13 protein-coding genes are annotated in these 11877 nt (G+C 65.4%); 10 read left to right on the forward strand and 3 right to left on the reverse strand.

The window, feature by feature from the left end; all coding sequences use genetic code 11:
- The first annotated feature begins 240 nt into the window (after nt 1-240).
- Both ilvD and FBF35_RS03680 read left to right on the forward strand, forming a co-directional pair.
- Nucleotides 241-2088: a dihydroxy-acid dehydratase gene (gene ilvD, locus FBF35_RS03675; protein WP_082632871.1), complete on the forward strand. Its 1848-nt coding sequence runs from the start codon at nt 241-243 to the stop codon at nt 2086-2088.
- A gap of 23 nt (nt 2089-2111) precedes the next feature.
- Entirely contained in the window at nt 2112-3161 is a 1050-nt protein-coding gene (locus FBF35_RS03680; protein ID WP_060566770.1) for a biotin/lipoate A/B protein ligase family protein, read from the forward strand.
- A 67-nt stretch (nt 3162-3228) separates the two neighbouring features.
- Here the strand turns inward: FBF35_RS03680 and FBF35_RS03685 are convergent, their stop codons facing one another.
- On the reverse strand, nt 3229-3849 hold the full coding sequence (locus FBF35_RS03685; RefSeq protein ID WP_060566772.1) for a MarC family protein: 621 nt from the start codon (nt 3847-3849) through the stop codon (nt 3229-3231).
- 47 nt (nt 3850-3896) lie between these two features.
- A complete protein-coding gene (locus FBF35_RS03690) occupies nt 3897-4595 on the reverse strand; it encodes a YggS family pyridoxal phosphate-dependent enzyme (RefSeq protein WP_060566774.1) in 699 nt (232 codons plus the stop codon).
- A gap of 115 nt (nt 4596-4710) precedes the next feature.
- Between FBF35_RS03690 and FBF35_RS03695 the strand changes: the two genes are divergently transcribed.
- The 8 genes from FBF35_RS03695 to FBF35_RS03730 all read left to right on the forward strand — a co-directional run bounded on the left by FBF35_RS03695 (nt 4711) and on the right by FBF35_RS03730 (nt 8950).
- A complete protein-coding gene (locus tag FBF35_RS03695; protein WP_060566776.1) occupies nt 4711-5100 on the forward strand; it encodes a YccF domain-containing protein in 390 nt (129 codons plus the stop codon).
- Between the two features lie 19 nt (nt 5101-5119).
- Nucleotides 5120-5629 (forward strand): Cys-tRNA(Pro) deacylase, encoded by a 510-nt coding sequence (gene ybaK, locus FBF35_RS03700; protein ID WP_060566778.1) that lies wholly within the window; start codon nt 5120-5122, stop codon nt 5627-5629.
- A gap of 151 nt (nt 5630-5780) precedes the next feature.
- On the forward strand, nt 5781-6059 hold the full coding sequence (locus FBF35_RS03705; RefSeq protein ID WP_034496870.1) for a type II toxin-antitoxin system RelB/DinJ family antitoxin: 279 nt from the start codon (nt 5781-5783) through the stop codon (nt 6057-6059).
- Nucleotides 6049-6348, forward strand: coding sequence for a type II toxin-antitoxin system YafQ family toxin (locus tag FBF35_RS03710; protein ID WP_081493511.1), 300 nt, complete (start codon nt 6049-6051; stop codon nt 6346-6348). Before FBF35_RS03705 ends, FBF35_RS03710 begins: the two co-directional genes overlap by 11 nt.
- Nucleotides 6349-6385: 37 nt before the next feature.
- On the forward strand, nt 6386-7069 hold the full coding sequence (locus FBF35_RS03715; protein ID WP_034496886.1) for a Pr6Pr family membrane protein: 684 nt from the start codon (nt 6386-6388) through the stop codon (nt 7067-7069).
- Between the two features lie 53 nt (nt 7070-7122).
- Nucleotides 7123-7551, forward strand: coding sequence for a bleomycin resistance protein (locus FBF35_RS03720; protein WP_007589492.1), 429 nt, complete (start codon nt 7123-7125; stop codon nt 7549-7551).
- Nucleotides 7552-7728: 177 nt separating this feature from the next.
- Complete coding sequence (locus FBF35_RS03725) at nt 7729-8292, forward strand: NAD(P)H-dependent oxidoreductase (protein WP_007589486.1); 564 nt, start codon at nt 7729-7731, stop codon at nt 8290-8292.
- A 34-nt stretch (nt 8293-8326) separates the two neighbouring features.
- Nucleotides 8327-8950 carry a TetR/AcrR family transcriptional regulator gene (locus tag FBF35_RS03730; RefSeq protein WP_007589536.1) on the forward strand — a complete coding sequence of 208 codons (624 nt, stop codon included), beginning with the start codon at nt 8327-8329 and terminating at the stop codon, nt 8948-8950.
- Here FBF35_RS03730 and FBF35_RS03735 read toward each other — a convergent pair.
- On the reverse strand, nt 8931-11684 hold the full coding sequence (locus FBF35_RS03735) for a DEAD/DEAH box helicase (protein ID WP_060566779.1): 2754 nt from the start codon (nt 11682-11684) through the stop codon (nt 8931-8933). The genes FBF35_RS03730 and FBF35_RS03735 overlap by 20 nt on opposite strands.
- Between the last annotated feature and the right edge of the window lie 193 nt (nt 11685-11877).

The raw sequence follows: 11877 nt of genomic DNA on the forward strand, positions 1-11877 counted from the left end.
CGATCAACCACTCATCTGGCCAGACACTAATTCACGCACGCACCCCTTGCGTTTTCCTTGCAATCACGCCCACAAGCGTCCACCCACTGACACGGTGACCCGCTCACCACAGCCCCCGAAATACCGCGCGAAAACCGCCCCCACCCAGCCCCGGCCTCGTCCATGAGACGAAACCCGCACGGAAACGCGGCGCTCACGCTCCTACTGTTGAGTCATTACAAGGCAAAAGAAAGGCACATCATGAGTCGCCCGCTGCGCTCGGCAACATCCACCCAAGGCCGCAACATGGCCGGAGCTCGCGCCCTGTGGCGCGCCACCGGCATGACGGACGGCGACTTCGGCAAGCCGATCATCGCCATCGCCAACTCCTTCACCCAGTTCGTCCCCGGCCACGTGCACCTGAAGAACATGGGCGACCTCGTCGCCGGAGCCATCGAAGCAGCCGGCGGCGTCGCCAAGGAATTCAACACGATCGCCGTCGACGACGGCATCGCCATGGGCCACGACGGCATGCTCTACTCCCTGCCCAGCCGCGACCTCATCGCCGACTGCGTCGAAACCATGGTCAACGCGCACCGCGCCGACGCCCTCGTGTGCATCTCCAACTGCGACAAGATCACCCCCGGCATGCTCCTGGCCGCCATGCGCCTGAACATCCCCACCATCTTCGTCTCCGGCGGCCCCATGGAATCCGGCGCCGCCGTCGACGGCGTCGTCGAACACCGCCTCGACCTCATCGACGCCATGGTCATGGCCGTCGACGACTCCGTCAGCGACAACCAGCTCGCCAGCATCGAAGCCAACGCGTGCCCCACCTGCGGCTCCTGCGCCGGCATGTTCACCGCGAACTCCATGAACTGCCTCAACGAGGCCATCGGCCTGGCCCTGCCCGGTAACGGCACCACCCTGGCCACCCAGATCGAACGCAAGAAGCTCTTCACCGAGGCCGGCACGCGCATCGTCGACATGTGCCGCGCCTACTACGACAACGAGGACGACTCCGTCCTGCCTCGCTCCATCGCCACGAAGGCCGCCTTCGAGAACGCCATGAGCCTGGACGTGGCCATGGGCGGCTCCACCAACACCGTCCTGCACATCCTCGCCATCGCCAACGAGGCCGGCGTCGACTTCACGCTCGACGACATCGACGCGATCTCGCGCCGCGTGCCCTGCCTGTGCAAGGTGGCCCCCAACTCCACGACCTACTACATCGAGCACGTCCACCGCGCCGGCGGCATCCCCGCCCTGCTCGGCGAGCTCGACCGCGCCGGCCTGCTCAACCGCGACGTGCACTCCGTCCACTCCGACAACCTCGCCGACTGGCTGGGCGCGTGGGACGTGCGCAGCGGGAGCGCCACCGACGAGGCCAAGCACCGCTTCCTCGCGGCCCCCGGCGGCGTGCGCACTACCCAGGCCTTCTCGACCGCCAACCTCTTCGAGTCCCTCGACACCGACTCTGAGGCCGGCTGCATCCGCTCCGTCGAGCACGCCTACACGAAGGACGGCGGCCTGGCGGTCCTCTACGGCAACATCGCAGCCAACGGCGCGATCATCAAGTCCGCCGGCATCGACGAGTCCCTCTTCCACTTCGTCGGCAAGGCCTTCGTCGTCGAATCCCAGGAGGAAGCCGTCGAGGCCATCCTCAGTAAGCAGGTGAAGGAAGGCGACGTCGTCGTCATCCAGTACGAGGGCCCCAAGGGCGGCCCCGGTATGCAGGAAATGCTCTACCCGACCTCCTACCTCAAGGGCCTGGGCCTGGGTAAGAAGTGCGCCCTCATCACCGACGGCCGCTTCTCCGGCGGCACGTCGGGCATCTCCATCGGTCACATCTCGCCCGAGGCCGCGGCCGGCGGCGCGATCGGTCTCGTGCGCACCGGCGACGAGATCGAAATCGACGTCAACAACCGCGTCCTGCGCGCGAACGTGAGCGACGAGGAACTCGAGCGCCGCCGCGCCGAAAAGGGCGCCGCGCCGTGGAAGCCCTCCAAGCCTCGTGCCCGCAAGGTCTCCGACGCGCTGCGTGTCTACGGCATGCTCGCCGCATCCGCCGACAAGGGCGGCGTGCGCGTCCTGCCCGACTGGGCGTGAGCGGAGCGCCTACAATCGTGGGCATGCATGGAGAGTACAAAGTCCCCGGAGGAAAGCTCGTCGTCGTCGACACCGACGTGGAGGAGGATCGCCTCGCGCGCGTGAGCGTGTCCGGCGACTTCTTCCTCGACCCCGACGACGCGCTCACCCGGATCACCGCGTCCCTCGAAGGGGCCCCGGCCTCGTCGAGTGCGAAGGATCTGGCCGCGCGCGTGGAGGCCGCCCTCCACGAAGGCGACACGCTCATGGGGGTGACCCCCGAGGCCGTCGGCATCGCCGTGCGCCGCGCACTGGGCGCCGCCCTGTCGTGGGACGACATTGACTTCGACGTCATCCACGGCCCCGTTGTCGCCCCGATGATCAACGTCGCCATGGACGAAACCCTGGTCGAGGACGTGGCCGCGGGGCGCCGCAAGCCGTTCATGCGCCTGTGGGAGTGGAACGGCCCGCAGGTCGTCATCGGCTCCTTCCAGTCCTACCAGAACGAAATCCAGCAGGACGGGGTCGACCGTTACGGCATCACCGTGTCGCGGCGCGTCACCGGCGGCGGCGCCATGTTCATGGAGCCCGGCAACTGCATCACCTACTCGCTCGTTATCCCCACCGCCCTCGTGGAGGGGATGAGCTTCGAACAGGCTTACCCCTACCTGGATCAGTGGGTCATGGAGGTCCTCGAAAAGCTGGGCATCAAAGCCAAGTACGTGCCGCTCAACGACATCGCCTCCGAGTTCGGCAAGATCGGCGGTGCCGCGCAGAAGCGTTGGGCGAACGGCTACATGGTCCACCACGTGACCATGGCCTACGACATCGACGCGATCAAGATGAACGAGGTCCTGCGCATCGGCATGGAGAAGATCCGCGACAAGGGCACCCGCAGCGCCGTCAAGCGCGTGGACCCCATGCGCTCCCAGACGGGGCTTCCCCGCGAAGAGATCCTGAAGGTGTTCTTCGATCACTTCAAGGAGAAGTACAACGCGAGCGTCGGCACCATCACCGAGGCGGATCTCGAGGTCGCGCGCAAGCGCTGTGAGACGAAGTTCGCGCGCGAGGAGTGGGTGCACCGCATCCCCTGAGCACTCCCGTTTCTGTGGCTGCCCGCTCCGGTTTCGTCTCATCGACGAGGCCGGGGCGGGCTTCCGCTTAGAAGAGCTGGAGTGCGCGCACCCCGTGGATGATGAGCTCGACGCCGATGACGAGGATCAGGAAGCCCATGATGCGCACGATCGCGCCGACGCCGGTGGCGCCCAGCTTGTCGATCCAGGGCGTGCCGTAGCGCAGTAGCAGCGCGATGACGGCCGCTGTTACCGCGATTCCCAGGACGATGCCGATATGAAAACCGATGGCCGTGTTGCGGGCGGCCAGCGCGATGACCACGCCGATCGAGCCGGGCCCCGCGATGAGGGGGAGCGCCATGGGGGAGAAGGACACATCCGGCTTGGAGGTCGCGTGCTGAGCCTCCTCGTGGGTGGCACGGCGCTTGTTTTCCAGCATCGAGAAACCCGAGTGCGCGACGACCAAGCCACCCGCGATCTGCAGCGAGGGTAGGTCGAAGCCGAAGAAACGCATGATGAGCGAGCCACTGACCGCGAACACCGTCAGGATAGCGAACACGTAGATGCCTGTCTTCCACGCCTGCGAGCGCACCGCAGCCGGAGCACTGTCGGCGGTGAGTCCTGCGAACGCCGCGAGACCGCCGATCGGATTGGTGATCGGGGCGAGCGCCAGGATCGCGGCGGACATTCCAGCGAGAACAGTCATCATGCGGACAATCCTAGTCGGCGATGTGCTAGCGCGAGCGAGCAGTCCGCTCAGACGCGGCGGGTGCCGAAGATCGCGGTGCCCAGGCGCACGATCGTCGCCCCCTCGGCGATAGCCCACTCCAGGTCGCGGCTCATGCCCATAGAGAGCGCCAGGTCCGACTCTTCAACGCCCAGGTGAGAGGCGGCCTCGTCCCTGATCCCGCGCAGCTGCGCATACGCGGCGCGCACGTCGGCCTCGACGGGGGAGTTCAGGCCCACCGTCATGAAACCCGCGAGCTCCAGGTGGGCCGAGGCCTCGACCGCGTCGATTAACTCGGAGACGTCGGAGGGGGCGCAGCCGTGCTTTGTAGCCTCGCCCGAGACGTTCACCTCGACGAACACGGGGAGCGTGCCGGTCGCGCGCGCGTCGATTTTCGAGGCCAGGGTGGGGGAGTCCAGCGACTCGATCGCGTCCACACAGGCCAGCGCGTGGTTGATCTTGTTGGACTGCAGTGGCCCGATCAGGTGGATGCGTGCGCCGGGTACCTCTCGGATCGCGTCCACCGTCGCGCGCGCCTCTTGGACGCGGTTGTGGCCGAGCAGAATGGGTAGGCCCGCCTCGCTCAGGGAGGCGGCGGCTTCGCGGCATTCCTCGGGCGTGCGCGTCTTGACTGCCAGCTCCAGGTGCACCGAATCCGTGCGCCGGCACGCGGACGTGGCGCGGTCGATGCGGTCGCGGGCTGCGGCGATGGCCTCGGGAATGCTCATGCCCTCATGGTAGACGGGCAGGCGCTATCAGGGGTTAATCAGGGGCGACTCAGGGGGATCTGAGATGCGCGGTGTGGCAGACTAGAATGTTCACAGATCAAGGAAAGGACACGCCATGCGTACCCTGCTCAACATCATCTGGTTCCTCTTCGGAGGGCTCCCGCTCTTCCTGGGATACCTCTTCGCGGGTCTCGTCGCCTGCATCTTCATTGTCACGATCCCCGCCGGCGTGGCCTGCTTCCGCATCGCCGGATACGTGCTGTGGCCGTTTGGCAAGCGCGTCATTGACAAGCCGGGCGTGGGTGCGGGCTCAGGCCTCATGAACATCGTGTGGTTCCTGGTCGCGGGCCTGTGGCTCGCCATCGGCCACATCACCACCGCCGCCGCGCAGGCCGTCACCATCGTTGGCATCCCGCTGGCCATCGCCAACCTCAAGATGATCCCGATCACCTGCTTCCCCTTCGGCAAGGCCGTCATCGACGACCCGACTGCATCCATCCTCTGACGCGTCCTACACTGGGGTCATGGCTCGTAAACACAGCAAAGACCACGGCGGTGGCCCCACCCGCGCCATCGAGGCGCTCACGGCGGCCGGCGTTGCTTTTACCGTTCACGAGTACGAGCACGACCCGGCCGCCCGGGCGTTTGGGGAGGAAACCGTTGAGAAGCTGGGGATCGACCCCACCCAGGCTTTCAAGACGCTCATGGTGCGCCTGGAGCCCACCGGTGAGTTTGTCGTCGGCTGCGTGCCCGCGCTGGCTCACCTGTCCATGAAGCTGATCGCCAAGGCAGCCGGCGCGAAGAGCGCCGCCATGGCTGACCCGGCCGTCGCCCAGCGCCGCACCGGCTACGTCGTGGGCGGCATCAGCCCGCTCGGGCAGACCACCTCGCACCGTCTGTTCATCGACTCGGCGTGCCTGGACCACGAGACCATGATCGTCTCGGGCGGGCGCCGAGGCCTCAGCGTCGAACTGAGTCCCCTCGACCTCGTCGAGCTGACGGATGCTGAGGTCACGGACCTGGCGCAGGTCTGACCCTGGCCGGATTTGAACTCCGCCTCGGCCGTTTCACCATGCCGACTTCATCGCGGAAATCATGTCGGTGTCTGCGCGCGCAGGCATATGTCATACATCTGTGGTGCGTTGTATAATAAAAGTCGTACATTCGTCTGAAAGGTGTGGCGATATGAAAACGGCGACGCTTAACATGCGCGTTGATCCAAGCGTGAAGGAAGAAGCTGAGAGGGTGTATGCCCAGTTCGGCATGAACCTCACCGACGCTGTGAATGTTTTCTTGCACAAGTCCATCATGGAGGGTGGCTTACCCTTTGACTTGCGCCAGCCCCGCTTCAACGCTGAAACCGAGCTAGCTATGCGCGAGGCTCGCGACATCGCCGCAGGGCGTGTTGCCGCTACCCGTTACGCGTCCGCGGCACAAGCGTTCGCGGATGTCGATGATGAGTGAGCCTCAGCGGGGCCAGCGTGCCCTCGTGATGACCAGTCAATTCAAGAAGGATCTCAAAAGGGCCCGCAAACGAGGGCTCCCTATCAAGGAGCTCGAAGCGGTCATTGATCTCATTCTTACGGGCGAAGTGTTGCCTCCCCAGCGGAGGGATCATCTCTTGACCGGGGACTATGCGGGGTTCCGTGAATGTCATATTCGGCCGGATTGGCTGTTGATCTATCTGGATGAGCCAGAGATCTGCGTTGTGACCGCAATTCGTACGGGTTCCCACTCGGACCTGTTTCAATAGCTGCTGTTTCCGTGAGAGTCGAGATCCTATGGTTGACATGACTGAACTGAGCGGTCGCGGGCGCGCCGCCTACTGGGTGGTTGCCGCCCTCGCGTGGGCGGGCGTCGCCGCCACTCTTATTATCACGGCCTTTGATGGCTACGCTGCGCCGACCTACGTCGAGGAGGGCCTCTTCGCGGGTGCCCCCCATGGCTGGGCGGGTGCTCCCGAGCGCCTCATCAACTGCCTGTCCTACTTCACCGAGCTGTCCAACATCATGGTTGCGATCATCTCGACCCTCCTCGCGCGCCGAGGCTGCGTCGGGGCGTGGGGGAGGGCCACGCACCTGTGCGCGCTCATGATGATCACGGTGACCGCGATCGTCTACGCGACGCTGATTGGTCCCTACGAGGTTCTCTCCGGCTTCGCGCTCGTCACCAACCCGCTGCAGCACATCGTCGTCCCGGCCGCCTTCGTGGGCACGGCCGCGCTCGCGGGGCCGCGCGGTGGCATCACGTGGGCGACGCTGGGGCGCGCCCTGCTGATCCCGGTCGCGTGGGTGGCGTACACGCTCGTGCGCGGCTCCTTCACGCACCAGTACCCCTACGGCTTCGTCAACGTGTGGCGCATCGGCTACGCGCAGGTCGCGATCAACATCGTGGCGATCTTGATCGGCGCCCTGGTCTTCATGGCGCTCTTCGCGGGTGCCGATTGGCTGATCCGCAAGGCCTCGCGGCGCTGACGGTCTGCGCATCTCCCGGACACGGTCTCGTCCGAGGCCGCTAGAGTGAGGCTATGAGCAACGAACCCGGGCTTGTTCCTGAACTTACCGTCACCGATTACGAGGCATCGCGCCGTTTTTGGTGCGACCTCGTCGGTTTTTCCCTTCGCTATGAGCGGCCTGAGGAAGGATTCGGCTATCTCGTCCTGGGTAACGCGCACCTGATGCTCGACCAGATCGACCGCGGGAGGACGTGGGCAACCGGTCCCCTTGATCTGCCGCTTGGCCGCGGGATCAACCTCGAGGTTCAGACCGAAGAGCTGGACAGTGCATGGCACCGCATGGCCGAGGCAGGGTGGCCGATCTTCGTCGAACCCGAAGAGAAGTGGTATCGGGCGGGAGATATTGAAATCGGCGTCCGCCAGTTCCTAGTCCAGGATCCCGACGGTTACCTGCTGCGCCTCCAGCAGGAAATCGGTGAGAGACCCGCTCTGCGAGGATAACTTGGACGGCGGGGCAATATCGATCCTAAGTCGGAATGGTGGCTGCCCCTCTTGAGGTGAGAGGGTGCTACTGCTCCTCTCCGGGTGTAACTCTCAGCTCTTTGAGACCTCTTATGTTGTGTGGGTGGGGTCTCTGCACTACAGTTGTAATCAAGCAATTACAACAAAGGGGAAAATATGAAGATTCTTGTCATTCAGGGCAGTCCTGACGCGGGAAGCTACTCGCATGAACTCGCAACGACTTACGCTGATGAGGCGCGCAGCGCTGGGCATGACGTGCGTATGATCGATCTGGCGACGGAGGATTTTGATCCCGTTCTGCGCTACGGATACCGCCAGCACATGGAGGACGAAAGTGGTCCCAAGCGGTATCAGGAGGACATAGCCTGGGCCGATCACCTCGTGTTCAGCTTCCCGATTTGGTGGTCTGCTGAACCCGCGATTTTGAAAGGTTTCCTTGATCGCACTCTCACGCCGGGATTTGGGTACCAATACGTCGACGGTAAGAGCCAGGGCTTACTGAAAGATAAGACCGCGGCACTCATCGTCACATCCCGTGCTCCTTCGTTTATCTACCGAATCTTCGGTGGTCCAATCTGGCGGTGGAAGAGTATGGTCCTGGGCTTCGTGGGGATTCGCCTGACCAAAGCTCTGATGCTTGGCCGCATTGAGCAGGAAGTTGATACTCCTGCTTACCGCGCTGCGTTTGTCGAGACAGTTCGAGCTTACGCGCGCGGATAGACTGTCCGTATCACCGAAATTGGGAGGTCCAGGTATGGCCGCGACGCGTATGCCAGCCAATGAACGCAAGGCACTCATGCTGGAGGCTGCCGTCCGTGTGTTTGCGCGGGTTGGCTACGCTGCGGCCACGACGGACTCGATCGCGCGCGAGGCAGGCGTCAGCCAGGCGTATGTCGTGCGTTTCTTCCGGTCGAAGGAAACACTTTTCGAGGAAGCTGCTACGTATGTTGTTGAGCAGCTGTGTCGACGTTTTGCTGAGGCACCCGTAGCGGCGGATTCTACCGACGTTGAACGTCGGGAATTGCTGGGGGACATGTACGCGGAGATCGTGAAAGACCGCGACATGTTCATGATGATCATGCGCCTATTCATGATGGGATCCGATCCGCGCTTCGGGCAGCTCTCCCGCGATAGCTTTGCACGTGTGTACCGCGTCCTGCGAGAAGACGTCGGGATGGATGCTGAACAGGCTAGGCTCTTCCTCTCCCACGGTTTGTTGATGAACCTCGTGCTGTCGCTGCGTCTGTGGGAAGGCGAAAGAGTCTTGTCGGATGAGATCCTTGGATTTCTCGGGAAAGGACGCGCGGAGGCTATGTATTCACTGCATGACGCGCATGGTTCCTCGAATGATGAAGGATCTACCGCGCCCCGACGGTGACCGTGGCCAGGGCAACCCGCCCAGCCTCGTCTGAGGCGGGCACGTCCACGAGGGCGACGATGCGCCAGTCCATGTCCTCCTCTGAGTCGAACAGGGTCTGCGTGGCCAGCCAGAACGTGCCCGCCGCAGCCTGATCCACCGCGTCCGCGATCGCCTCGATGCGCGCCACCTGGGCGCGCTCGAAATCCGACGACACCACAGCGGGGGCCAGCTCCAGCACGTCCTCGCGGGTCGGGGCCTCGTTCAGGGAGCACAGTGACAGGGCGCGCGCACGCTGGTCGATACCGATCCACTCGTGCTCCGCCCAGTAGCGCTCGAGCACCGCGTCCCACTCGTCCTCGCTCCACGGTGCGACCACCGGGGTGCGCGAGGCCTCGTCCAGACGCGCCAAGGCCTCGACGTTGTCGCGGCTCATCGCCTCCACGCGCTCGAACAGGGCGCCACGGATCGCCGTGCGGAACGCGTGGCGGTTCGCGCTGAAGGGAACGGTCCCGTCCTCCCGCGCGCCAAACGCCAGCTCCGCGCCCTCCGTGCCGTCGCCATCGGCCGCCGGGGAGAGGGCCTGGCCCGTGGACATGGCCTCCCACTCGTCCAGCAGCGAGGAGTCAACCGCGCGGATCAGGGCAGACAGCCACGCAATGATCGACCGTAGCTCGTCCGTCGTCAGCTCGTCCGGCACGATCTGGCGCAGCGCGCGGTACGCGTCCGTCAGGTAGCGCAGCACGATGCCCTCGGAGCGACCCACGTCGTAGCGGCCCACAATCCCCGTGAACGTCAGCGCGTTCTCGATCATCTCGCGCACGACCGACTTCGGGGAAATCTCCTGATCCTCGATCCATGGGTTCGCGTGCAGGTACACCGCGAACGCGTCCCCCAGCAGATCGGCAAGCGGGCGCGGCCACGTCACCTCTTCCAGGGCGGCCATGCGCTCGTCGTACTCCATGCCCTGCGCCTTCATCGCTGCCACGGCCTCGGCGCGCGCGGCCTTCTCCTGCGCGAACAGGAGCGGGCGCGGATCCTCCAGGACCGACTCGATGACCGAGACGACGTCCAGAGCGAAGGTCGGGGAGTCGGGGTCGAGGAGTTCGAGCGCCGCCAGCGCGAAGGGGGAGAGCGGCTGGTTGAGCGCGAAGTCGTCGGGCAGGTCGGTGGCAGCGCGCAGGCGGGGCTCCCCGGAGGCCGAGGCCTCGGCAGAAGACACGTGCTCGACGACGCCCGCCTGCTTCATCGACGTGTAGATCTCACCCAGGCGGCGCAGGTGCGGGTTGCGATCCGTGGGCGGATCATCGTTGTTGCGCGCCAGCCACACGAGGTGCTCGCCCGGGTCACGCCCGGCCGCAGGCGCACCGGCCAGCACGTTGAGAACCATCGCGTGCGTCATCTCGAAACGGCTCGTGAGCTGCTCGGGAGCCGCGTCCACGAGGCGCTCGAACGTTGATCGTGTCCACGAGATCTCGCCCTCGCCGGGGCCCTTGCGCTTCTTCGCGGACTTTTTCGCTGCTCGCTTGGCCTCCCGCGCGTCGCGGGCCGCCTCCTGAGCGGCGCTCAGGCGTGCGCGCTCACGGGCGGCGTCGACCTCGTGCTCGGGGGCCAGGACGCGTACGAAACCGACCGTGTCGAAGCCGGCGCGGCCCGCGCGGCCCGCGATCTGGTGGAACTCGCGCGCGCTCACGTGGCGCATGCGCCGCCCGTCGTACTTCACGAGCGACGTCATCAGCACCGTGCGGATCGGCACGTTGATGCCGACCCCCAGGGTGTCCGTGCCGCACACGATCGGCAGCAGGCCCGCCTGCGTGAGGCGCTCGACGAGGCGGCGGTAGCGAGGCAGCATGCCCGCGTGGTGTACGCCGATGCCCTGCGCGAGCAGCGATTTGAGGGTCTGCCCGAAGCCCTTCGTAAACGACACGCCCGCCAGCTGCGCGGCGATCGCCTTCTTCTGCTCGGGAGAAATCAGCGAGGAACGGTCGAAAGACTGCGCGGTAGCAACCGCGTCGCGCTGGGAGAAGTGCACGATGTAGACGGGCCAACGGCCCTCGCCCAGCAGCCGCTCGACCGTGTCGGGCAGGCGGTCCACGACGTACTCGAACTCGAGGGGCACGGGCCGTTCCGCGTCGTCGATGAGGGACACGTCGCGCCCGGTGCGTTCCTTCCACGCGCGCTCGAAACGCGTCGTGTCGCCCAGCGTCGCGCTCATCGCGACCACCTGCGGGGTCCTCAGCTCCAGGAGCGGCACCTGCCACGCCCAGCCGCGCTGACGGTCCCCGTAGAAGTGGAACTCGTCCATGACGATCATGTCCGCGTCCAGCGTGGGCCCCTCGCGCAGCGACTGGTTCGCCAGGATCTCGGCGGTGCAGCAGATGATGGGCGCGTCGGCGTTGAGAGACACGTCGCCGGTCACCATGCCGACGTTATCCGCGCCGAACAGGGACACGAGGTCAAAAAACTTCTCCGACACCAGGGCCTTGAGCGGTGCCGTGTAGTAGGAGCGGCCCCCGTGCGCCATCGACGTGAAGTGCGCGGCGAGCGCGATCATCGACTTACCCGACCCCGTGGGGGTCGCCGCAATCACGTGGTTGCCCGCGAGGATCTCCACCAGGGCCTCCTCCTGGTGGGGGTAGAGCGGACGCCCGGTGCCCTCGGCCCAGGACACGAAGGCCTCGTACAGGGCGTCGTCGTCGCCCAGACGGCCCTCGTCCTCCAGGTCGTCCAGGATCTCGTTCAAAGTCGCGCTCATGCTCCCATTGTCCCAGAGTGCGCCCACGTCTGCGTCCTCGCACCGCAGGACTCTTCCCGCAGCTCATCGACGAGGCCGGGATACCCCATGCGCTCACGCGCGGGCGTGCGCGTGGCGAGACGTCGCCTGCCGGGTGAGGAGCCCTGTGGCAAGATGAACGGGTCCCATTACAACGCGCGGGTGCGTCCCGCGA

The organism is Schaalia odontolytica, from assembly GCF_005696695.1.
Classification (GTDB): domain Bacteria; phylum Actinomycetota; class Actinomycetes; order Actinomycetales; family Actinomycetaceae; genus Pauljensenia; species Pauljensenia odontolytica_C.